Below are 21,455 nucleotides of genomic sequence, written 5' to 3' on the forward strand. Positions count from 1 at the left end.
ATGTTAAGTCTGCGAGTTAAACCGATTAAAATGCCAGGTTATTATTTTGATAAGGAAAATTATTACTTTTCAAATCAATTGACCACCGAATGGGTGGGGTTAAGTGCTGAGCGACAAAACCTTTCTGGAGAGGTTAACGTACTATCCCTTGAGGCCGTTGTTCGTGGTGCATTACCGAGCGGCGATGTCATTGGCCTCAAAACCCAATCCGGCGAAATCAAGCATCGTGGCGGATATGATCTGACCTTCTCCGCGCCTAAATCGGTGTCCTATCTTGGTTTGGTTTGTGGCCATAAAGAGTTTATTGATTTGCATTTAAATGCCGTAAAAACGGTATTAAAACTCATTGAGAAGGAAGCTGCCGAAGCACGCAAATCAGGAAAAGAGGGTATGGAGTATGAAAAGACTGGCAATCTGTGTTTTGCGACCATCCTCCATGACACCTCCCGAGAGCTTGATCCTCAGCTCCATGTGCATGCACTTTTGATGAATTTTACTGAACGTCTTGATGGCAAGTGGCGTGCTTTAGCCTCTGATATCAGTCGTAATCACGGCACTATGGAATGGATTATGGACAACCAAATCTTTTTAGGGCTTGTGTACCGGTCTGAAATTGCTCTTGGTTTAAAAGAAATGGGGCTCGAAATAGAACATACAGGCGATGCCCATGGTTTATTTGAAATCAAACATTTTGATAAGACATTGCTGGAACGAATGTCTAAACGCCGTACCCAGGTTGAAGAACACATTAAAGGGATGCACTCAAATTCGTTAAAAGCATATGACAGAGCAACTCTGGATTCAAGAAAGTCAAAGGAAGTGGTTTCCCCAGAGGAATTACGCATGCGATGGAAAGCAGAAAGTGAAGCGCTGGGAGTAAATCCTGCCACCTATCTGGCCACTTTAAAGGATAAAACCAAAGAATCGCATACGCCTAAAGAAGCCATGTCCAATAATCAAGAACTCGATAGAAGTGTTCTTGATGCAATTGCGCATTTAGAAGAGAAAAAACTTACATTTACCTATCAGGAAGTGTTACAGACAAGTCTCTATTTTTCCTTAGGTGAACAGGGCTTTGAAGCGCTGATGTCACGGATTGATCAAGAAATTGATGCACAAAATCTGATTGCTCTTAATGCAGAAAACTCCTCTTTTACAACGAGTAAGCTCATTAACAAAGAACAAGAGCTCATAAAAAAAATCGTGAACTTCACACACCAAAAAAAAGGCATCGAACGAAATATGGATAAAGTGTGCAAACTCACCGATAATGAGTCCATTCAAAAGGCAGTAACTCAAGCCTTATTTAATAAAGATGGAGTTGTACGCATCAAGCAGCAAAGCGCTACCTCGCGTGAGCTTTTAAGTACTTTAATTGATTATTCACAGGATTCCAAAATAATTCGTATCCTTTGTCCCTCTGCTTTTTCTGCCAATACAATCAATAAGGATATGGCCAAATCAGCGCCTACACTGTGGCAATGGATTTTATCTATTGGGAAACAGGATTTGTGTGAAACAGTAGCAGGCTTTAATTATCGTCATGGTTCAGAACATAAATTGCCCTTTTTTCATAGTAAAAAGGAGCGCGAAGTACTGATTGTGGATGAAGCACAGCGCCTGGCTCCTGACGAGATGAATACTTTATTATCTATTGCCGATAAGCGATGTGCCAAGGTCATTTTTCTGGAAAAATCACAATCTCTGTCTGGCTTTAAATCCGATATTCCCGACTTGCTTGATAAAGCCTGTATAAAATCATTTGAGGTTGATGACAGAAAGGTGCCGGCCACCAGCATCAATCTTATAGAAGCCCAAACCGTTGAGGGACGTATTCTTAAAACAGCGCAAATGTACTGTAACTTGCCAGTAATCCAGAGGCAAAATACAAAAGTCTTTACTGTCTCAAAGCTCGAAGCTAAAGAAGTCAATGAAGCAATCCGTACTCAGTTAAAAGAGCAGGGAGAGATTTCATCAGATGAAAAGACTATAAATACATTAACCCGTATTCCCTTGACCCTCAGTGAAAAAAAACTGGCTAAAAGTTATCAGTCCAATTGGATATTAATCCATAACACCCGTACGGAATCAAAAAAATTCACGGTACTCGGTATTAATGAAAAAGACAATCAATTGATTGTTCGTAATTCCAATGGGGCAAGATCACTACTTGCTGCTAAAAATATTACAGATTCCATGCAGATTTATGAACAAACACCTTTATCGGTAGGAATCGGGGATCAATTAGTGGCCACTGCCAGTTTATCCTTTGAAGGATTAAAAATAGGAAACCAATATGAGGTTACTGCATTTACCCGACATGGAATAAAAATAAGAGATGGGAAAAGAAGCATTCATCTTATCACGAGTAACGAAAAGCATTTCCCATTGAGCCATGCCTATGCCAAAACCATGTATTCCGATGATCTTAAACCCGTGAAACAAACCATTATGACACTGCCAGCCTATGCGCTCAAACAAAATACCATGTCGCTTTTATGCGAATCCAGTAAAGAAAACGTAATGATTATTACGGATAATGTGGACAAGGCAAATCGATTTGCCATGAAAAGTGCGACAAAATCCTCCGCGATATCGCTGACTTTGGATGCCGCCAAAACAAATCATGGTGCACAGATTATTGACCATAGAACCACGAGTGATCTACTCAGTTCACTAGAGCAGGCCTTAACCCTATTAACCGCTAAAAAACCCCAAAAAAGTGATGCGGAAAAAGCGCTGCACTTTGCAATTGCTCACCTTTCAGAACGAGAGGCAGCCTTTACTCGATCAGATTTACTTGAAGTGGCCGTTCATCAGGCTATTGGAAAAGCAGGTCTTAATGAAATAGATAACGTCCTGGGTAATGCCATAAACAGTGGCGACTTAATATCTGGAGGGAACGAGTTTTTGACCACCAAAGAAGCGGTGGCATTTGAAGAATCGATTATAAAGAATGTTAAAGCGGGTATTAACATTCTTAAGCCATTGATGAGCAGTGATGAAGCGCAAAAACAACTAGAACTGACAGATCTTACCAAAGGCCAAAAAGAAGCTTGTGAGTTAATCACGACTACATCCGATCAGTTTATTATGATTCAGGGGTATGCAGGAACTGGAAAAACAACCATGACTCGCAGTGCTATTGATACCATCAAGCATGCCCAATCAATGACTCATGAAGAGGTTGAACTAATTGCGGTTGCGCCCACTCACCAGGCTGTAAAAGAAATGAGGGCTCTGGGAATTGAAGCCCAAACATTAAAGAGTTTCCTTATTGAACAAGAACAGGAATCGACATTAAGCAAAAAAACACTTGTTCTTATCGATGAATCATCCATGGTCTCTAATCGAGATTGCGCAAACCTCATGCAAAAAATTCATCATTCTGGCGCTCGTTGTGCAATGCTTGGCGATATTAGCCAACATCAAAGTATTGAAAGCGGTAAGCCAAGTAAGATATTAATTCAAGAGGGAAGCATCAGGGTGGCCTGTATGGATGATTTGGTAAGACAACAAGTTATCGAATACAAAAAAGCAATCGAAACATTAATCGCCGGTGATATTGACAAGGCCTTAGCTCAGTTAGCCAATCAACCCTTAGACTCAATCACCCGCACTAAAGCGGATAGTCCTTACCATAGCATTACCTCTTCAATTATTGAAACAGGCGATTCGACCAAAGACTACCTGCAACTGGAAAACACACAACAGCAATCAATAGATCCATTCCAGGAAGAATTAAAGCAAAAGAACCCCATCGAAATGGCTGTAGGAGATTATTTATCTCGTACACCATCATGCCGTGATAACACGATTGTTATCATTCATGAAAATAAAAAACGGGAAGTTGCAAATGGTTTGATAAGAGATGCCCTTATGAAAGAATCTACTTTAGGCTCCGAAAACAAAGAATTTCCGAGACTGTTAAGCACTAATTACACTACTGCAGAGCTTTATTATTGCGAAACATATCGGGATTGCTTAAAAAAGCAAGAGGAGTATTTTTTAAAGAAAGCGGAGCACTATTTCAAAGTGGTTTCAGTAGATGAATCAGCGAAAGTGGTAGTATTAAACGATGCGAAAGGAAATAAATGCCTCTTTGTTCCTGAAAAAGAAAATAAAGACTGGAAAATTGAATTGTTTCAATCGATGCCAGGAAGGGTTTCAGTTGGTGAAAAAATTCATTTTAAAAAATCCGATAAGACTCTAGGTCGATTCGCTAATGAAAGGGTACAGGTGACGGCGGTAAATAATGAGTCATTTACCGTAAAAGACAGTAGTGGTGTGGAACACGTGCTGCAAAAAAAATTGATGAGCGACTCCCATTGGGATTATAGTTATACGGCTACCAGCTATTCAATTCAAGGAGCTTCATCCCCATTTGTTATTGGGGTTGCTGAGACTAAAAATGCGCAAGTAAATCACCTGCGGTCGTTTTATATTATGGTAACGCGAGGCTCCTTGCAGGCAATGATTTATACAGACGATCATAAAAAGCTGCAAAAACAACTTCGCGTTACTCCTGAGAAAACTTCTGCATTGGAATCACTTAACCATCTGAATGTCCAAACAAAGCCCCCAATACCCAATGCACCATCAACATCACTCAAAGCAGCGCAAAGAATGCCCATAATGAAGAACCAGGAGCCTCGTTATGATGCGAATATGCTGTCACAACACTTATCCGAGCAGGCAGAGCTGGTAATAGAATCATTGCTAGGGCAGCCTAATCAAGCGCTTTCTTCCAAAACAGAATATCGATATGGTACTCACGGCAGCTTAAGCCTCTGTTTAAGCGGAGAAAAAAGAGGAGTTTGGCATAACTTTGAAACACAAGAAAAAGGAAACATGCTTCATTTGATCCAAAAAACATTGAATCTAAATTTTAAAGAAAGCCTTGAATATGCCGCCAAATTAACAGGTGATGACCTAAAGGAACGTATTAAAATAGCAAACAAAAACCCCAATAATTTTCAAGTGAAAGACACTGATAAGAAAAGAAAAACATCAGATTATGGTTTGCAATTGGTGCGAGAATCCAAACCTATATCAGGCACTATAGCAGAAAGGTATTTAAAAGAAATTAGAAAGATACATAATGTATCTGGGGAAAATATTCGATTTCATCCTAATGTCTATACCAAAGATACTGAGGAAGTACGCTACAGGCCAGCACTGTTAAATATTGCACGAGACAAAGACAATAAAGTGGCCTGCGTTGAAGTGGTATACCTGGATAATGAAACAGCAAATAAAGCAATAATGAAGATAAAACCCAAGAAATCTTATGGCTCAAAAGCAGGCGTTGGCGTCGTTTTAAGCGAGGGTAAAGGACATGAAAGTGTCACCTACATTACAGAAGGGGTGGAAACCGGATTAAGCGTTAGAGATGCAGTTCAAAATGAACGGGTTATAGCGACTCTTGGGAAAGAAAATTTTGTAAATATCGATATGGCATTACTTACAGATAAAATAGTCATTTGTATGGATAATGATGGCAAATCAATTAAAGAAGATAAGGTAATCATTCAAACCATTGAACGATTAAAACAGCATGGAAAAACTGTAGAAATTGCCATTCCGTTACATCAAAAAGACTTTAATGATGTGAATAAAAGCAGTGGGGTTCAAGGAGTGGTAGATATATTAAATAAAGCAACGAATGTCGATAAATTTATTGGCTGCCCTAATAAAATAGATATGAATCAAGATCAAATTAAGAAGTGTCTTGAGAGCATTTCTCGACAAATGAATCTCGAACTTCCTGAAAATAAAAATAATCCAATTGAGAAACTGAAAACCCTGCAGCGAGGAGAAATGGAAATATATTAATTACTTGAACGCAGTGCATCTAGGAATTTTATATGAAAAAAATGTTTGGAGTAATTTCTCTTTTATTGATAAATGGATCATCGGTCTACCTCATTTATCTCTATGTTTCAATAGCGTGCTCCACCAAAGTGAATAACCTGCTTCAGGTTGCTTATGAGCCATCTGGAATGCAAATGATTTTTTACTTTATATCGTTTCCAATTTTTATGGTTTTAGCAATATTAAGTCGTATTCATTGCTATTATTTTAATGTAAAAAATGGATTGACTTTATGTTTATTTTTAATCTGGTTCTTGTATTTTATGTTTATCATATACATTGATCGAATAGTTCATTTTCCTAAAGGGAATGAACTATTTTATTATGGTAGTTTGGCTATTTCATTAGTGGCATTTGCTTTAATTGGATTGACAACATATTTCCAGATGAAACAATTAATGACTTATTCAGAGTAAAATTTGAAGCTTAAAATAAGCCATATTATTTTTAAATTTAACTGGTAAATACCATTAATACTAACTTAATTATTGATATATCCTTCAATGAAATTATCTACTTTCTTCTTAAGTTCTGCGATATGTTCTTCGGCATTATTTGATTCACCTGAAAGTTTATTTTTATCATAAACACAGCGAAAAATATCAGCACTTATTCCCAGTAATCTTAAAAGATGAGTCGTGTGTTGACGATTCAATTCCTCCTCTTTTTCTAAGCGTCTTTTTTCATCTTCGCTGATTACTGGATTATCTTTATTGTGTAGGTATACCTTAATTCCTAATTCGATCATTTCTTTCATGGTTTGGGATGATGAATCATGTCCTTCATCTTTTTTAATTGTTTCGAGCTGATCAATGATTCTTTGATTTAGATAACAATAAGCCTTGGGCATACAATCCTCTTTTAAATTTATAATGCAGGTTCTGTGCATTGTTTTTACCTGGTTTAGAATAATTGTATCATTTAATAATGGGTGTCGAATAGGTGTGTATATTCGTTCAATAGATATTTTTTACTCATTCAATAGGTGTGGATTAGGTGTTGATATTTTATAACTTATTGATTATTATTAAAGAGTGGATGCACACCTATATAAAATAGGGGTGTTAGCAGATCTTAAAATGCCAATCCGCACGTAAGCTACTGAATAATAATAAAATGTTTTAAGCAATAAACATTGCGAGGGGTGTGTTCTTTTTTATTTGGTTTTGCTTTTTTTGTGTGTGTTTCACTGGCCATTTTAGTATAGTTTATTTAAATTAATATTTTGGGAAGCGCATAATAATTGCGTACTTGTGATTCACGGATTCTCTTATCTATAATCGTGTCACTGAACAGGGATATTTATATCATGGGCATATTAAAAAAAATTCTGAAAAAAATTGCTAAAATCATTCATTTTCGACCATATAGCGAATGGACTGAAAATGAAAAAGCAAAGTATGCTAAACAGAATTCTTTTCGTTCTTGCTCCAAATCAAATAATACAGAAATTAATCCTGCTACAGGATTACCAATGATTGGAGCTTTAGACAGCATGGGAAATTCTTTTGGTTCCAGTGCATCCGATAGAGACAATTATTGGAATAATGATTATCATCATTATTCAACGTACAATAGCAGCAATTATGATCCATTTAACAATCGTTATTAAAAGACACTAATTTTTATATTAAATTGAGGATTTATTATGGCTTTAATCAGCGCAAGAAAAGCACCTGAAACTGAAAAAATTAAGATCGAAATCAGTAAAGATATTTACTCAGAAATAAAAGAATACTGCTTATGGGCTGGTATTGATAACATTAGCCATTTTTTTGAAGAATCATCTACGATGATTTTCTCTAAAGACAAAGAATGGAAGCAATACAGAAAAGAGAAAAAATTAACTTTAGCATAATCAATTTAAAAAAGGATATTCAAGTGAAAAACAGTATTAAAAAAACGTGTAAATACATAGTACCCATAGCTATTATTAGCATATTTGTTTTTCACTCTTATTCAGTCCAATCAAAACTAGAGCAGAAAGAAAAACAAACCTATATTACTATAAAAGAGTTATCCGAACTTGCCGCGAAAAATCGAGGTGTTGAGCCAACTTTTCTGGATAAGGCAGTAATTGCTATTATGGATTGGCTCATCCCTGTCGCTTTTATTAATAAGAATGAATATCTCAAATTACTGTCTGAACATAAAAAAGAAATTACCTCAGAATCAAAAAAAATTTATGTGCCATCAAGCAAGATGGGGGAAGTTGTAGTCATCAAAAAATTTAAATTTTCAACACCGGAGATTAAGGAATCAAAATCCATACCTATGGGCAAAATTTTTAGTGCATTTGTCATCGCTCCCTTTCATGATTCTGATAGTCCTAATCAATTACAGTTTAAAATAAATATCAACCCCATTTCGTGCACCGCAATCTCTGATTCCATTTTAAAAACTGATTATAAATCAGGGAAAATAGTCGCAAAAATTAGCGAGATAAAGTGTGCTGATGATGAGTCGAAAATCATACCTTTAGAAGCAGTCGCACTTGTGTCAGGTAGGGTATTATCCTAAAAATGAATATTCGATCTCTTCAAATAAAAGCACATTCTATAGTCTTATGTTTTTCTTTAATTAAACGGAAGTTGGCGTTTCTTTTATTCATTGTTTTTCTGATAAATAGTAAAGCTATTTTTTCTTACATAAAGAGCTCTTTAACTGTAATCATTAACAAATTGGATGTTCTTATTTTAGATCACCAAATTTTTTATTATTTGGTGATCTTATCAATCAACATTCTATTAATTATCAAAGCATATTCAAGGTATAAAACTAACAAGATGAGGCATAAAGACTAGCAAAAAACACCTCTTGCAATTCAAAGTAATTCCCAATCTCCAAAGTATCCCTCTTTGGTTTTGATTAAATCCTCATAAACGCACATTTCTAAACCATTCCCTAATTCATCCCACCCCGTTAAATCCATGGCCTCCTTCAATGCGCTCTCAGTAACAAAAAAGATCCTTGGTACTCCATAAGTCCATATAATCACATCAACATCATTAAGGGTTGCGCCTTCAAATCCCCAATCATCCATTTCTTGTTCTGGGGTATTGCGTCCATGATATAATCTTAATTTCATAATTGTCCTTTAAAATTGATTGATTTGCTTGTCATCCGTAGAATGATGAACAAAGGAATACTCCTTTGCTCATCAATGCCTGCTTATCTTTTTATTTCCATCATTTTTTCAGTAAGAGTCCATAACGCACGATTTAATTTCACATTTTGATCAATGGCTTTTACTTCTCTGGTTTTGGTTCGAGTGGTGTAACCGTATTTATTTAAACGATGGCCACGGATCCCACCTTTAATTAAGTTTTCTTGCAGGACATTAAACACGGTAAACAAATCATTATCTTTTTGATCTACATAACGCCTTGGTTGCAATAAACTCTTAGGATTAACGATAATACCCCCCTCTGTATCAGAGAATTTTAGTGAGTGAGCAGCTTCTGCAAAAATCATTTTTTCATCGTCATTCAAGTGAATGGAAGCCATATCATCGGATACATCAAGCATGTTATTTGCTGTCTCAATCACTTTGTAGGTGCCTTCAATGACATTCCCAAGAACATCCCCCTGATGTTTAATTCTAATTTCGTTATACGCTTGTCCAGCGATCATTCCATTACTGCACACAACCCGAAAAAGACCCGCCATTAAGCGATAAGAAGACAAACCATCATGAGAGTTAATAAGAACCAATTCGGGATAAAGCCCCTGATTATTTTGCAGGACATCATGGCGTTGAAAACGGAGCATGTGTTTTGCAAATACTTTCGCTTCTTGGTTCTGGCTTTTGGTCTGGGTTGCCCAAGTGGGGAAAAAACCTTCTGACATTAATTTATCAATGATTTGCTCGGTTGAAATGGGCGAGTACTTGGTACTCGTTTTATAAGAGCTGGCTTGTGTGAATATGGATGGCGCTAATTTGAATAATTTATCTTTTGATAATACTGGTAACATGTTGTTCTCCTATGTTTTTACTATTGTTCTCAAGGAACAAATACAGTATCGCAAAAAACCGACCCAAGGTCAAAATTATTTATAAATTTTCTTTATAAACTTTATTTATTACAAATGTTGATATTTTAAGATGCACTTGTTATACTGTTCTTGTCTTAGTGACCAATAGTAAAAACATAGGAGAACAGCATGACTATTCCAGAAATTATCCAACGCCAATTACTGCACACAAATAAAGCGATCGTCTGGTCGTGGGGTGTGTCCAAATGGTATAAAGTATCCAATACAATGCTTGCAATACGAGTTCATGCACACCGCCTCAATGGGTTTGTATGCATCACATTGGATGAGGCACATGATTTGTATAACATTACTTTTTATTCAAATAAAACAGTTCCAGAGATGCTTAAGCATCCTGTTTCTGCATATGAGGCGATAGAAGGGGTTTATTGCGATCAACTCGTTGAGTTCATTGATAATATAATCGAAAGAATACCAAACTATAAATATTAAACCTTATCCAGCCTCCAATCGCTGGGGGCTAGAAATCATTTGAGGTGATTTAATGAAAAAATTATCATTTGCCGTTAAGGCAAACATGAATAAACCCCCTAGAGTTCATGTGCAATCAGCAGATAAAAAAACAACCTATGGTTCATTTCAAGCCAATAACTGTGATGAATTTGATGCCTGGAATAAATTAAGCCCAGAAGAAACCATTGAATTAAAGCATTATATGAACAATATGTCGGCTATTGAGCATTACTTTTCTACAAAGGCTCTGTCCGAACAAAAAGATTTTAGAATCAAATTACCCAACAGTTTTATAGGTACTATAGATGAAATAAGCAAGCTATGCTCTGAGGAAGACATCAACTTAAATGTTTATGATGCCATGATTAGTGCAGCCATTGGGCAGCTTAAAATCAAGACAGCAAGCCTTCCTGATGACAAAAAGCAGCAAGCCCTGATGCTCCTTAATCAACTCGGACTATCTGAAAATGTAAAATCGGATGTTTCCTTAAAAATACAAGCGGTATTCTCTGAATTATTGTCCATTCATAATAAATCAGAAAAACTGCACCAAAAATCCATAGTCCTTTTTAATAAAGATAAAAGTATTTCTCCGAAAACCATTGAAGAAATCGCAAAAGGTGATTTATCAACCTCCAAATGGTTAGTATCTTGTGCCATAGAGATTTTACTGGAAGAAAAACCAGATATTGTGCAAAAAATATTATCTGATAACGATATCTTGTTTTTGTGGGCGACTCCTTCACTAAAAAATAATAGGCCAATCAAGGAATTACTCGATAAATTAGGGTCTTTGAATAACTCCGAAATGTTAAGCAGCAAACTAAATTCCATGACAGACTTTAGTTAAAGACTTTCCAAAATATCACATTTATGCTATAAATTACTATGAGAATAAAATTTTACCAAAAACAATCAGGCAAAAACCCTGTGGCGGAATTCCTAAATGATTTGCCATCCGATGAAATCGCGCGACTTGCCGGTTGTTTAAAGAATGTTGAAGAGCTTGGTTTTGATAGCCCAAGGGTACAATTCAGGCAAATAAAAGGCTCGCTTTGGGAAATTAAGATTAAAACATCACGCAGTGGTTATCGTTTTTTTTATGTGTGTATTCAAAAGGAAATCATTGTTCTTTTACATGCTTACAAAAAGCAGTCACAAAAAGCGCCAAAGCAAGAAATTGAACTGGCTGAAAAACGAATGATGGAGGTATACGACCATGAAAGCACTTACCTTAAATGAGTTTATTGACGACAAAATCAATAAGGACGAAGAATTTGCCAAGCACTATGAGCGTGAGCAAATCATTAATAACATTGCCGTCATGATTGTGAATGCCCGTAAAAAGCGGCATATGACTCAATCCGAGTTGGCCAATAAAATTGGAACCAAGCAATCGGTTATTTCTCGTCTTGAAAGCGGCAATAGCTCCTTTATTCCCTCATTAGAAACGTTGGTAAAGGTCGCTGATGCGCTCAACATGCACTTAAAATTGCAATTACAAGCCTAATAAACATTTGGCCAACATCAAATAACAGTACTTTTTAAAGGATATAAAATGGCATTAGATTTTTCCAAACTGAGTACAGGACAAACTGTTGATACAGTCTTAAAGCCAAGAGAAATTTTTAGCGCCTTACCAAATAAAAAACCAAACAAATTCCATTACCCCCGCGATGTGCAATCTCAAGTATGGAGCAAATGGTTTGACCGCAAAGAAGAACGCAACCTGGTTATAAAAATGAATACTGGTGGCGGTAAAACAGTGGTTGGCCTTTTAATTTTAAAAAGTTGCTTGAATGAGAAGAAAGGGCCTGTAGTTTATATAGTTCCAGATAATTTTTTAGTAGAACAAGTGTTATCCGAAGCCAAAGATCTTGGATTAAATGCCGTTGATAACCCTGAAAATGAGAGTTTTTTAAAAGGAAAAGCAATTCTAGTAACTAATATATATAAATTAATTAACGGGAAATCAGTATTTGGTGTTGGCGATGAGGGAGCAAAAATACCCATTAAGACACTCCTTATTGATGATGCTCATGCGTGCGTAAACACAGTCGAAGAACAATTCACTTTGAACGTGTCATCATCTAACCCAGCATATAAAAAATTATTTAGTCTTTTTGAAGAAGCAATGAAAAGGCAGTCGGAAGCAAAATATTTGGAGATTGAAGCGGGAGACCCCTTTGCTTACATTCTGATCCCATATTGGAACTGGCAAGAAAATCTAAGTAAGGTAATGCAGGTTTTAATTGAAAACAAAAATCATGAAGACATAAAATTTAAATGGCCATTAATAAAAGAAAATTTAGAGCGATGCAGTTGCGTTATTAGTAAGCATTCCATTGAAATTACTAGTAATTGTATTCCAATTGATGTGATTCCTTCTATTAGTAATGCATCAAGAAAAATATTTATGACCGCGACATTATCAGACGATAGCGTCTTAACGACCCATTTTGGTGTTAGCTCTCAATATCTTAATAACCCTATCACTCCAGATTCAGCGGGAGATGTAGGTGATCGATTAATCCTATTACCACAAGCTCTCAACACAAATATGTTTGATAGTGATGTTAAAGAATTATGTTTGAAATTATCCAAAGAATATAACGTGGTAGTTATTGTCCCATCTAACAAACGATTGGAGTTTTGGGAGGATGCAGCTGATCTCATTTTAAAAAAAGACACTATCCTTCAAGGAGTTGAACAACTTAAAACAACTCATATTGGCTTAACAATTTTAGTTAACAAATATGATGGGATTGATTTGCCCGAAAATGCTTGTCGATTGTTAGTTATAGATGGATTACCAGCCGCTCGAAATAATATTGATAAAATTCGCCAGAGCGAGCTTGCGGGTAGTTCGAACAAAGTAAATCAAATCGTTCATAAAGTAGAACAGGGGATGGGGAGAGGTGTTAGATCTAATGATGATTATTGCGTCATTTTTCTTATGGGAAAAGATCTTACTTCTCAGCTTTATACGGGCGAAACTTTAGAACTATTTTCACCGGCGACAAAGGCTCAACTAGAATTGTCAGAAAGGGTAGCAGATCAAATAAAAGATAAAGGAGTTGAGGAAATTAGATCCGTAATAAACTACTGTCTAAAAAGAGACCCGCAATGGGTTGAGTTAAGTAGAGGTATTATGGCTAACCTAAATTACTCCAATAAAAATACATCTGACTCAATAAAAATCGCTTTAAGAGAAGCTTACGATTTAGATCGCTCAGGGAAACCACAAGAAGCAGCAAACAGAATTTTACATGAAATCAATAACTCAACCGATGATCTTTTATTAAAAGGCGTATTAAAACAATACATGTCGGAGTATATAAACAAGTACGATAAGGTGGAATCGCAAAAAACCCAACTATCCGCTATTTCTGATAATTTGAGAGTTCTTAAACCAATCGAAGGCATCAGTTATAAACCATTAAAAACCCATACAGGATCACAAGCAATACGATGTTCTACCTATTTAAAAGACAAATTTAAAGATGGAAACAAACTTATTATCTATACAGAGGGAGTATTTTCAAAACTTATATTTAGTGAAGGTACTGCAAATATATTTGAGGATGCTTTTAACGAGTTAGCATACCTTCTTGGCTTTATAGGCCAACGCCCCGAAAATGATTATGGAAAAGGACCAGATAATCTCTGGCTGTTGGATGATTTAAAATTTTTAGTTATTGAATGTAAAAATGGTGCAACCACCGATTTTATTTGCAAACACGATTGTAATCAGCTGAATGGTTCTGAAATTTGGTTTAATAATAATTATGGCAATGGTGCTAAATGTGTACCTATTATGATTCATTTATCTACTTGTTTTGAGTATGCGTGTCCTCCAAGTAACAATATAAAAATAATAAATAAGAGCTTATTAGAAAAGCTAGTTAATAACGCCCGTAAATTTATACGATCTATAGCCACTGAAAATAAGTTTGAAGACAGTCAAGCTGTCAAACAACATCTGGCACAATACAAGTTAGAGGCTAATGATATTATCGCCAACTATACAACTGCTTTTAAAACAAAAAAAACCTGAGCACTACATACTAGGTAAAAAGATAAAAATCAGCATTTCGATAGAATACTTGTTGGGATTATTTTACTAACCTTTGAATTGGTTGAACAAGTATCGGCTTATCTCAAAATAAAGATCATCTCGATTAATTCGTATTCCATAGAGATCGGTATTGCGACAGAGAGTAACACCTTTAGAACTCACCCAAACAAATCACTATGTGATCCTGTTCGTGATAATCGCAGCAATTGTATGCGATCATCTTTAATGGTCTTATAAATTAATAACCAATCGGGGGTAATGTGACATTCACGATAACCATCCCAATTTACGGAAAGACTGTGATCCTTATGCTTTGGATCCAGGGGTTCTTCCTTTTGCAATTGCTCTACAATAGAGTCTAAGAGCGTCCTTCTTTTCCCTTGCTTCGTAATCTTTTTCAAATCACGCTTAAACTGTGTCGCCAACTCTAATTCAAGCATTATCTACAGAATCCCATACATCCTTCATTGTTTTAAATCGCTCGCCTTTTCCTGATTCCAGCTCTGCCATGGCCTCTCTTGTCTCTTTGTTCGGTATTTTTACCTCAAAAGGCAGGCCATTTTGGAGACAGACCTGGCTATAGAACAGTCGAATCGCCTCGGCTGTAGATAAGCCTACCTTATGCAAAATCGCTTCTGCCTGCATTTTAAGAGCAGGCTCAATACGAGCATTAATTGTTGCCGCCTTATTCATCTTAGTAACTCCCAAAATACTGATATTTTAATTGTATAACAAATGCATTACATTTTCAATTTTTCTATTTTATATGGGCTATCAATAAAGTACACCCTTGTGATAAATTTTGCCTTGCCTTTAAATCCCTTGTTTTTCATATCAATAGAATCTGATTTTTATTTATGATAATGTACTATCACTAATTTTAAATATTATTGATAGGAAAATTCATGGCGCTTGTTGGTTATGCCCGCGTATCTACAATTGACCAAAATTTGGACATTCAACTTGATGCTTTAAAATGCGCTGGATGTAAAAAGATCTTTTCCGAGAAAAAAAGTGGTACTTCAAAAAAAAACCGAACCGCACTGGATGAATGCATGGAGTATATTCGTGAAGGCGATACCTTGGTAGTTACACGAATTGACCGCTTAACCCGCAGTATTCTGGATTTACAGACTTTACTGCATTATTTAAAAGAGAAAGAGATCCACCTAAAAGCATTGGAGCAACCTGTGGATACCTCTAATGCCTCAGGTAAATTCTTTTTGGATATGCTGGGTGTCTTTGCTGAGTTTGAAACCAACCTTCGCCGTGAGCGGCAACTGGAAGGTATTGAGCGCGCAAAACGCGAAGGCAAATACAAAGGGAGAAAACCCACAGCACGCTCAAAAACTAATGAGGTCATGGAGTTAATCAATCAGGGATACACACGCACCGCTATTGCTAAAAAACTTAATATGGGTATTGCCAGTGTTTATCGTATTCTTAAAACCCAACGACAGGATAATCCAGAAAAATCAATTCCAGGCAGCCAGGGAACTCAAAAAATTGCCGTGGTTGAAGTTTGGCTGCGCGTAGAAAACAACAATAAGTTTGTGCGTGGAAAAAATGAATCCAGGCGGCAAATCGAGCAATACTGCTTTTCAGCCTTTGATATGGTGAAAAAAGACAAGGATGGATGGGAATACAGTCTTAAAATTCCCTATACCAGTGATAAGGATCTGGATGAAACTATCTATGACTTAATGCATGAAGCCGAATCGATTGCCGGCTGTCGCAATGGATTTACAGAAATGAGTATCACGGAACCTGCAACCGGTAAATCTTGGTGATGATTCCCCTGGTTCACCACCCTGCCATGGGTTCATTACCTTAATTTTAAACCCAAGGAATGTTATCATGCCGTCCGTTTTGAAAAGGCAACGCGCTATTACGTCATTCGCCTGGAACAGGATTTATTGGGTGACTGGACACTCTGCGCATCCAATGGACGTATCAAGTCCAGATTTGGGCAAAGCCATATTATTGCCTTTGCAAGTTTTTCTGATGCCTTGAAGCACTTTTGCGTCATGGTGAAAGAACGAAACCAACGCGGTTATTATCTGATCTCTTATCAAACCCATGATGTTCTATACCAACAAATACTACCATGGGCCTGCTTTATGGAGGATCCAGCACCTATGAAAAAGAGACCTCGGAAAAAGCAAGTTCGATCATTGCTGAATCAAAACTCAACCATTCAATCCCAATCTCAGGACTCTCAGCAAATGCTGCTTATTTTTTAACGAGTACCACCTTCCAATTATAAAAAAAGAGAATAATTATTTTCCACAATCAGAATAATTTGTCTTTAGATATAGGATATATTATATTATATATAGATGGAGATAATGATGAATAAAGTTTTAATATCAATACCCGATCAAATCGCTTCTAGAATGAGAGCAGCAATACCTCAGCGACAACGCAGCAAGGTGATTGCTCATCTTATTGAAAAAGAAATTGAACGACGTGAAAAAGCGCTCTATGAATGCGCTTTAGCTGTTGAAAATGATCATGGTTTACAAAATGAAATGAACGATTGGGATATAACGGTTCAAGATGGATTAACTGATGAATCGTGGTGATGTATATTGGGTAAACCTCGACCCTACTACAGGCTCTGAAATCAACAAACTCAGACCTTGCGTTTTAGTTGGAGCAACACCGATTAATCAAGCAAGACGCACTGTTGTCGTCGTTCCTCTTTCAAGCTCTGCTACAGCCAGACCACCAATTACCATCACTGTTTCTTGTCTTGGCAAACAAGTTACCGCAGTTTGTGATCAAATAAGAACGATTGATAAAAGTCGTTTAAAAAAAGTGGCAGGAAACCTTTCAGATAAAGATTTAAATGCCTTGGATGATGGGTTACGACAAGTTTTATGCCTTTGATTAAAACTTAATCTACTCCAAACCTTTAATGTTACGCCGTTATTCTGTCATGAACTCATAAAATAACCTTGCACCAATACCAGAGAGACTGATAAGGATTCTAAGCAACCACTTAAAAGGAAATGACATGGGTTGCGAATGCTATCAAGCTGCTATCGGAGCAGATAGAAAGGTGCTCTGTATGTAATAAAAGAAACATTTGAAATTCTGGGTGAAACTCATAAAGCACATCTTGAATCCAAGAAAAATTGATAGCAAGTCGGGAGAACTCATCAAGCAATCAGGCAATTTAAAAAATAGGTAATTTATCTCAACGCCACTGCAAATTAGAGTTTTCCTAGTGTAACTGTTAAGAAAATCAATCTTAATATACAGAGTAATTAAATTTTAAATAGTTTGCTCAATTATCGGCTTACTTGATTTAACTAGAACGTCTATCAAATAAAATCTAAATAGGAAAATCGATTGGGTTTAACATAAGCAGAAAGAACAACAAACCCTCCTTCCCCATAGCCTGGTTTACTCTCCTCTGGCGTTAATATAGTATCAACAGGAGAGAATAAAGTTTGATAAATTGCTTCTTCTTTAAAATTAATTTCATGAAGCAATTCAAAGACCTCCTGTACCGAATAAAAATGAGCGTATCGATAAAACAGATTATCTTGCTTGGTGGCCTCATATTGCTGTCCAATCATCGAATGTTTATCAATCATACCAATAATAAGCTTACCATTGGGCTTTAAAACCCGTTTTGCTTCAAGAAGTGCTACTAAAGGTAAATTCAAAAAACACAATACTGTATTGAATAAGACAAAATCAAATTGTTGTTCATACTTAGGAATCTCAATGTTAAATCGGGACAGGAGTGTTGGTAAAATATAAACAACCAAGGTGCTAAGGTGACACTGGATGCTATTTCGAGACACACTATGTCGGATTAAATTAAGTCAATACGCTTAAAGTTATAAAATAATTCCAAATTTTAGATAGATCTATCCTGGGAACGCCTATGCAACCAGCCTTTTTCTTTGTGCCAGTTTCTCGTGATTTTCATAAAAAACGCAGCGTTAGCACCAATTTTGCGATAAGCAAGTTCCATTTCGCTATGACATAGAATGCATTCCTTAGGATTAATCCCAAAGGTCTTTTGCATCAACTATGGGTATTTGAGATTGTAGGTTTTGGGCTCAGGTTCTTACCCCAATAAAGCACGAACTAATGGTAATTTCTCTCTCCGTACTCTATTTACAAGAAATCCATAATAGCGCAACATCCTGAAATGCTTTTTAGGGATATGTTGTACCAGTCTACGGATAAACTCCTCCGTAGAGCAGTGAAAATCTTCGTGTTGATTCGTCTTATGATTCAGGAAGTTAAAGGTTACATTTTGGCCATTGTAATGCCGTAACCTGCTGTGGCCAATCGGTGGCCTACGAATATAACGCCCAAGATAATTAATTGACGCCTGTGGGTTTTTTTGTGGTTTGGCCACATGAACTATCCACGGTTTGTTGAGTCTACGATTGAGCCAAGCGCTAAAATGACCCTGTGTCGGGCATAGGGCATTTAATACTTCAGGAAGAACAAGAACTCCTTCTCTATAGGCTTTTTTCAACATCTGTATCACACGATAACGCCACATCTCCATAATCACTTTCTTTTTGAAGTAGAACGTGACAAAACGTGTCTCTTTATCATTTATCCCTCCTTGGGTAGTCGAGATATGCACGTGCGGATTGAACTTTAAATCTCAGCCAAAGCTATGAAGCGCTGCAAACATTCCGGGTAAGACTCCTTTATGACTCGCTAACCGCAGCAAAATAGAAGCTGCTACTGGCAGCAGCCAACCTAACAAAATCCAGTTTTCTTTGAAAAACCTCCATAATTCCCGTGGCATCGTAAACGTAATATGCTGCCAGTCACAACTGGGTAACAGATGAATTTGTTTGCTTATCCAATTCTCGGTGGCTTTCTTCCCACACTTCGAGCAAAACCGATTATGGCAGGTAAACGCAACTTTTTTGCTATGAGTGCATTTAGGGTTGGGGCAGTCATAACAGGAAAATCCTCGCAAGGTGCTCCCGCAACTTAAAATGTTCGAGATTGTTTCCAAAACCTCATGGCGTAGCGTGTCTTTATACTTCTGGAAATAGTGATACCAGGAGTTATCTTTGAGCAACAAGTCCTTCAGGCTTCTCTTTTGTTCGCAGTCCAACTCTTTTTTACTTACAGCATAAAGCATTTACAAAGGCCAACCTCTTAATAAATTATCCTGATATAATCATTCATCTATCTATCCTTAATCGCTCTATAATGAAGACTCAAAAGAAACCACAAAAGCAAATCGATAAACTCCATGCAAAAAATCAAGGGCGCTGCTCCATATGTAAAATAGACTTTGGTGATGACTTTGCATCTTATACCTGGACTGGTTATGATTCTATAGGGCGTTTGCAAGTCACAAGCTAATGTTGTCATGAAAAAATAAGACGGCTCGTAAACATCGGATTATGTGGGTTTATTGATCCTGATGAGTTCAATGAAGCAATTAAAAAGCATCCTTTGTATGAACAGTTTTATAATGTCATTTTGTAATGAATTCTAAAGAAGGATTTTATTGCGCTGAGAGATGAATAATAATTTACGGTCTTATGATGATTAGAACTCCAATGCTTCTTTACCCCTGCCAACGCATTTGGCTCTGAGCGAAGCGCCTTGAAAACTGCGTAATTTGCCCCGATATTGGCTATTAAGTAATAAAATTAGAGCTATGAAACTTTGTGTAAAACGGTGACTAGAGTTTTTGATAAGCCAATCTTGAAAGGAGATTTAGATGAAAAAGAAACTACTTCCTATTTTAATCTCTGTTCCTCTTATCACTATGATGTCAGCAGGAGCCATAGCACTTGAAGCGAAACAAAATAATCAAGTACAAAAGAGTAAAGATTTATTAGCCTTAGATCCATTTGATAACGATCCCTTTTTTCAATCACCTTATGATGTTTTGAAGCAAATGGAAAAAATGCAACAGGCTATGGACCAGTTTATGAAGAGTCAATTCTCACAAATGCACACTAACCTTCTAAAACAACCCAATCAAATGCTCTTTGGTAATACAAATAATGTTGAAATTAAAGAAAGTAAAAATGAGCTTGTTTATAAAATAAAATTACCTAAAGGTGGGGATAGTAAAGTTGATGTTTCTGTTAAAGAGGGACAATTAGTGGTTAGTTCAAATATAACGCAAAAAATCACTCGTGAACAGGATAATAGTAAAAGTGTAAGCTATTCTCAGAGTAATTACAGTCAAACATTCCAATTACCACAGGGCTATGATCCCAATTCTATGAGCTCAAAAGTGAAAGATTCAAATTTAATTGTGACATTTAAAAAATCACTTTCGACATCTTCAATACTCTAAGGGATTGAGATTTTAAGCGTTGTAACGCCACATATCGATTTTGCAGATGATTGTTTTGTAATGTAATTGACTTGACAAAATGAGGTTGTGAGTCCAACTTTATAATCAGTCAGAAATGACAAACGTATCAATTTAAGGAGTGAAACGATGAGTAAATTAATAAAATGGAAAAAAGAAACCCCGATTGCCATTGAGCATACACATAATCCGTTCTTAAGACTTCAAAATGAAATAGATCGTGTATTTCATGATTTTAATGATTTTTTTTCGCCCTCTCGATTCAATTGGGAATTTGATAATCTAAATCTTGCCCCATCAATGGATGTTGTGGAAGATAAAGATCATTACAGTATTGAGCTTGAGATGCCCGGTATGGATGAAAAAGATATCAAGGTTTCTTTAGCGGATAATATATTGACCATTTCTGGTGAAAAGTCGACTTCTAAAAAGAATGAAGACAAAAAATATCTTTCTCGAGAAATTAGCTATGGGAAGTATGAGCGTTCTATTTCATTGCCTTCAACAATAGATGTTGATAAGGCTAAGGCAACTTTTAAAAAAGGAACACTTTGCATTGAGTTGCCGAAAAAAGAAGAGGCTAAAAAAAGTACTCGTGATATCAAAGTAGAAAAAGCGTAGTCTATTGGCCCTGTAGCTAACAGGGCAACACCTTGAGCGGAT

General features: G+C 36.5%; 24 protein-coding genes and 1 pseudogene. 17 read left to right on the top strand and 8 right to left on the bottom strand.

Annotated features, from left to right (window positions below; genetic code table 11):
- Nucleotides 1-5,835, top strand: a complete 5,835-nt coding sequence (traI, locus tag HBNCFIEN_RS16410; RefSeq protein ID WP_014845134.1) for a conjugative transfer relaxase/helicase TraI — start codon at nt 1-3, stop codon at nt 5,833-5,835.
- A 32-nt stretch (nt 5,836-5,867) separates the two neighbouring features.
- Complete coding sequence (locus HBNCFIEN_RS16415; protein WP_019350439.1) at nt 5,868-6,290, top strand: hypothetical protein; 423 nt, start codon at nt 5,868-5,870, stop codon at nt 6,288-6,290.
- Nucleotides 6,291-6,355: 65 nt separating this feature from the next.
- On the opposite strand, the gene HBNCFIEN_RS16420 is transcribed toward HBNCFIEN_RS16415, so the two are convergent.
- A complete protein-coding gene (locus HBNCFIEN_RS16420) occupies nt 6,356-6,724 on the bottom strand; it encodes a hypothetical protein (RefSeq protein ID WP_014845133.1) in 369 nt (122 codons plus the stop codon).
- Between the two features lie 393 nt (nt 6,725-7,117).
- On the opposite strand from HBNCFIEN_RS16420, the gene HBNCFIEN_RS16425 reads away from it, so the two are divergent.
- The 3 genes from HBNCFIEN_RS16425 to HBNCFIEN_RS16435 are packed head-to-tail and all read left to right on the top strand — an operon-like array spanning nt 7,118 to nt 8,394.
- Nucleotides 7,118-7,486: a hypothetical protein gene (locus tag HBNCFIEN_RS16425; protein WP_255464430.1), complete on the top strand. Its 369-nt coding sequence runs from the start codon at nt 7,118-7,120 to the stop codon at nt 7,484-7,486.
- Nucleotides 7,487-7,522: 36 nt separating this feature from the next.
- The gene (locus HBNCFIEN_RS16430; protein ID WP_014845131.1) at nt 7,523-7,732 is read left to right on the top strand and encodes a hypothetical protein; all 210 of its coding nucleotides are present in this window, start codon (nt 7,523-7,525) and stop codon (nt 7,730-7,732) included.
- Nucleotides 7,733-7,755: 23 nt separating this feature from the next.
- Nucleotides 7,756-8,394, top strand: coding sequence for a hypothetical protein (locus HBNCFIEN_RS16435; protein ID WP_014845130.1), 639 nt, complete (start codon nt 7,756-7,758; stop codon nt 8,392-8,394).
- A 304-nt stretch (nt 8,395-8,698) separates the two neighbouring features.
- On the opposite strand, the gene HBNCFIEN_RS16440 is transcribed toward HBNCFIEN_RS16435, so the two are convergent.
- Both HBNCFIEN_RS16440 and HBNCFIEN_RS16445 read right to left on the bottom strand, forming a co-directional pair.
- Entirely contained in the window at nt 8,699-8,962 is a 264-nt protein-coding gene (locus HBNCFIEN_RS16440; RefSeq protein ID WP_014845129.1) for a hypothetical protein, read from the bottom strand.
- 83 nt (nt 8,963-9,045) lie between these two features.
- Complete coding sequence (locus HBNCFIEN_RS16445) at nt 9,046-9,849, bottom strand: DUF932 domain-containing protein (RefSeq protein WP_014845128.1); 804 nt, start codon at nt 9,847-9,849, stop codon at nt 9,046-9,048.
- Between the two features lie 189 nt (nt 9,850-10,038).
- Here HBNCFIEN_RS16445 and HBNCFIEN_RS16450 point away from each other — a divergent pair, with 189 nt between their 5' ends.
- From HBNCFIEN_RS16450 to HBNCFIEN_RS16470, 5 genes are read left to right on the top strand one after another with little or no spacing between them, the layout of a single operon-like run.
- Entirely contained in the window at nt 10,039-10,362 is a 324-nt protein-coding gene (locus HBNCFIEN_RS16450) for a hypothetical protein (RefSeq protein WP_014845127.1), read from the top strand.
- Nucleotides 10,363-10,414: 52 nt separating this feature from the next.
- Entirely contained in the window at nt 10,415-11,233 is an 819-nt protein-coding gene (locus HBNCFIEN_RS16455; RefSeq protein WP_014845126.1) for a hypothetical protein, read from the top strand.
- Nucleotides 11,234-11,271: 38 nt separating this feature from the next.
- Nucleotides 11,272-11,625: a type II toxin-antitoxin system RelE/ParE family toxin gene (locus HBNCFIEN_RS16460; protein WP_014845125.1), complete on the top strand. Its 354-nt coding sequence runs from the start codon at nt 11,272-11,274 to the stop codon at nt 11,623-11,625.
- Nucleotides 11,603-11,893 carry a helix-turn-helix domain-containing protein gene (locus HBNCFIEN_RS16465; RefSeq protein ID WP_014845124.1) on the top strand — a complete coding sequence of 97 codons (291 nt, stop codon included), beginning with the start codon at nt 11,603-11,605 and terminating at the stop codon, nt 11,891-11,893. The genes HBNCFIEN_RS16460 and HBNCFIEN_RS16465 overlap by 23 nt, the downstream gene beginning before the upstream one ends.
- A 48-nt stretch (nt 11,894-11,941) precedes the next feature.
- Complete coding sequence (locus HBNCFIEN_RS16470) at nt 11,942-14,440, top strand: DEAD/DEAH box helicase family protein (RefSeq protein WP_014845123.1); 2,499 nt, start codon at nt 11,942-11,944, stop codon at nt 14,438-14,440.
- A 179-nt stretch (nt 14,441-14,619) separates the two neighbouring features.
- Here HBNCFIEN_RS16470 and HBNCFIEN_RS16475 read toward each other — a convergent pair whose 3' ends face one another.
- Both HBNCFIEN_RS16475 and HBNCFIEN_RS16480 read right to left on the bottom strand, forming a co-directional pair.
- Nucleotides 14,620-14,901: a type II toxin-antitoxin system mRNA interferase toxin, RelE/StbE family gene (locus tag HBNCFIEN_RS16475; RefSeq protein WP_014845122.1), complete on the bottom strand. Its 282-nt coding sequence runs from the start codon at nt 14,899-14,901 to the stop codon at nt 14,620-14,622.
- Nucleotides 14,894-15,154 carry a type II toxin-antitoxin system RelB/DinJ family antitoxin gene (locus HBNCFIEN_RS16480; protein WP_014845121.1) on the bottom strand — a complete coding sequence of 87 codons (261 nt, stop codon included), beginning with the start codon at nt 15,152-15,154 and terminating at the stop codon, nt 14,894-14,896. The genes HBNCFIEN_RS16475 and HBNCFIEN_RS16480 overlap by 8 nt, the downstream gene beginning before the upstream one ends.
- Before the next feature lie 212 nt (nt 15,155-15,366).
- Between HBNCFIEN_RS16480 and HBNCFIEN_RS16485 the strand changes: the two genes are divergently transcribed.
- The 4 genes from HBNCFIEN_RS16485 to HBNCFIEN_RS16500 all read left to right on the top strand — a co-directional run bounded on the left by HBNCFIEN_RS16485 (nt 15,367) and on the right by HBNCFIEN_RS16500 (nt 17,353).
- Complete coding sequence (locus tag HBNCFIEN_RS16485) at nt 15,367-16,251, top strand: recombinase family protein (protein ID WP_014845120.1); 885 nt, start codon at nt 15,367-15,369, stop codon at nt 16,249-16,251.
- 21 nt (nt 16,252-16,272) lie between these two features.
- Complete coding sequence (locus HBNCFIEN_RS16490; RefSeq protein WP_223499742.1) at nt 16,273-16,704, top strand: WGR domain-containing protein; 432 nt, start codon at nt 16,273-16,275, stop codon at nt 16,702-16,704.
- Between the two features lie 105 nt (nt 16,705-16,809).
- Nucleotides 16,810-17,046: a hypothetical protein gene (locus HBNCFIEN_RS16495; protein ID WP_223499713.1), complete on the top strand. Its 237-nt coding sequence runs from the start codon at nt 16,810-16,812 to the stop codon at nt 17,044-17,046.
- Entirely contained in the window at nt 17,033-17,353 is a 321-nt protein-coding gene (locus HBNCFIEN_RS16500; RefSeq protein ID WP_014845117.1) for a type II toxin-antitoxin system PemK/MazF family toxin, read from the top strand. The genes HBNCFIEN_RS16495 and HBNCFIEN_RS16500 overlap by 14 nt, the downstream gene beginning before the upstream one ends.
- A 437-nt stretch (nt 17,354-17,790) precedes the next feature.
- Here HBNCFIEN_RS16500 and HBNCFIEN_RS16505 read toward each other — a convergent pair whose 3' ends face one another.
- The 3 genes and pseudogenes from HBNCFIEN_RS16505 to HBNCFIEN_RS16515 form a co-directional block, all read right to left on the bottom strand.
- Entirely contained in the window at nt 17,791-18,279 is a 489-nt protein-coding gene (locus tag HBNCFIEN_RS16505; RefSeq protein WP_014845116.1) for a class I SAM-dependent methyltransferase, read from the bottom strand.
- 269 nt (nt 18,280-18,548) lie between these two features.
- Nucleotides 18,549-19,091, bottom strand: a pseudogene (locus HBNCFIEN_RS16510) (transposase); the annotation flags it as partial.
- A 12-nt stretch (nt 19,092-19,103) separates the two neighbouring features.
- Nucleotides 19,104-19,595 carry an IS91 family transposase gene (locus HBNCFIEN_RS16515; protein WP_051009158.1) on the bottom strand — a complete coding sequence of 164 codons (492 nt, stop codon included), beginning with the start codon at nt 19,593-19,595 and terminating at the stop codon, nt 19,104-19,106.
- Nucleotides 19,596-19,666: 71 nt separating this feature from the next.
- Here HBNCFIEN_RS16515 and HBNCFIEN_RS16520 point away from each other — a divergent pair, with 71 nt between their 5' ends.
- From HBNCFIEN_RS16520 to HBNCFIEN_RS16530, 3 genes are all read left to right on the top strand, one after another.
- Nucleotides 19,667-19,822 (top strand): hypothetical protein, encoded by a 156-nt coding sequence (locus HBNCFIEN_RS16520; protein WP_154080667.1) that lies wholly within the window; start codon nt 19,667-19,669, stop codon nt 19,820-19,822.
- 364 nt (nt 19,823-20,186) lie between these two features.
- Nucleotides 20,187-20,774, top strand: coding sequence for an Hsp20/alpha crystallin family protein (locus tag HBNCFIEN_RS16525; protein WP_014845114.1), 588 nt, complete (start codon nt 20,187-20,189; stop codon nt 20,772-20,774).
- Between the two features lie 147 nt (nt 20,775-20,921).
- Complete coding sequence (locus HBNCFIEN_RS16530) at nt 20,922-21,413, top strand: Hsp20/alpha crystallin family protein (protein WP_014845113.1); 492 nt, start codon at nt 20,922-20,924, stop codon at nt 21,411-21,413.
- Nucleotides 21,414-21,455 lie beyond the last annotated feature (42 nt).

The sequence above is a fragment of the Legionella sp. PC997 genome (genome assembly GCF_014109825.1).
Lineage (GTDB): Bacteria > Pseudomonadota > Gammaproteobacteria > Legionellales > Legionellaceae > Legionella.

Bases quoted from the DNA above. Each gene is read 5' to 3' on its own strand.
- traI (WP_014845134.1), top strand. From the start codon at position 1: ATGTTAAGTCTGCGAGTTAAACCGATTAAAATGCCAGGTTATTATTTT.
- HBNCFIEN_RS16415 (WP_019350439.1), top strand. From the start codon at position 5,868: ATGAAAAAAATGTTTGGAGTAATTTCTCTTTTATTGATAAATGGATCA.
- HBNCFIEN_RS16420 (WP_014845133.1), bottom strand. From the start codon at position 6,724: ATGCCCAAGGCTTATTGTTATCTAAATCAAAGAATCATTGATCAGCTC.
- HBNCFIEN_RS16430 (WP_014845131.1), top strand. From the start codon at position 7,523: ATGGCTTTAATCAGCGCAAGAAAAGCACCTGAAACTGAAAAAATTAAG.
- HBNCFIEN_RS16440 (WP_014845129.1), bottom strand. From the start codon at position 8,962: ATGAAATTAAGATTATATCATGGACGCAATACCCCAGAACAAGAAATG.
- HBNCFIEN_RS16445 (WP_014845128.1), bottom strand. From the start codon at position 9,849: ATGTTACCAGTATTATCAAAAGATAAATTATTCAAATTAGCGCCATCC.
- HBNCFIEN_RS16450 (WP_014845127.1), top strand. From the start codon at position 10,039: ATGACTATTCCAGAAATTATCCAACGCCAATTACTGCACACAAATAAA.
- HBNCFIEN_RS16455 (WP_014845126.1), top strand. From the start codon at position 10,415: ATGAAAAAATTATCATTTGCCGTTAAGGCAAACATGAATAAACCCCCT.
- HBNCFIEN_RS16460 (WP_014845125.1), top strand. From the start codon at position 11,272: ATGAGAATAAAATTTTACCAAAAACAATCAGGCAAAAACCCTGTGGCG.
- HBNCFIEN_RS16465 (WP_014845124.1), top strand. From the start codon at position 11,603: ATGAAAGCACTTACCTTAAATGAGTTTATTGACGACAAAATCAATAAG.
- HBNCFIEN_RS16470 (WP_014845123.1), top strand. From the start codon at position 11,942: ATGGCATTAGATTTTTCCAAACTGAGTACAGGACAAACTGTTGATACA.
- HBNCFIEN_RS16475 (WP_014845122.1), bottom strand. From the start codon at position 14,901: ATGCTTGAATTAGAGTTGGCGACACAGTTTAAGCGTGATTTGAAAAAG.
- HBNCFIEN_RS16480 (WP_014845121.1), bottom strand. From the start codon at position 15,154: ATGAATAAGGCGGCAACAATTAATGCTCGTATTGAGCCTGCTCTTAAA.
- HBNCFIEN_RS16485 (WP_014845120.1), top strand. From the start codon at position 15,367: ATGGCGCTTGTTGGTTATGCCCGCGTATCTACAATTGACCAAAATTTG.
- HBNCFIEN_RS16495 (WP_223499713.1), top strand. From the start codon at position 16,810: ATGATGAATAAAGTTTTAATATCAATACCCGATCAAATCGCTTCTAGA.
- HBNCFIEN_RS16500 (WP_014845117.1), top strand. From the start codon at position 17,033: ATGAATCGTGGTGATGTATATTGGGTAAACCTCGACCCTACTACAGGC.
- HBNCFIEN_RS16515 (WP_051009158.1), bottom strand. From the start codon at position 19,595: ATGCTTTATGCTGTAAGTAAAAAAGAGTTGGACTGCGAACAAAAGAGA.
- HBNCFIEN_RS16520 (WP_154080667.1), top strand. From the start codon at position 19,667: ATGAAGACTCAAAAGAAACCACAAAAGCAAATCGATAAACTCCATGCA.
- HBNCFIEN_RS16525 (WP_014845114.1), top strand. From the start codon at position 20,187: ATGAAAAAGAAACTACTTCCTATTTTAATCTCTGTTCCTCTTATCACT.
- HBNCFIEN_RS16530 (WP_014845113.1), top strand. From the start codon at position 20,922: ATGAGTAAATTAATAAAATGGAAAAAAGAAACCCCGATTGCCATTGAG.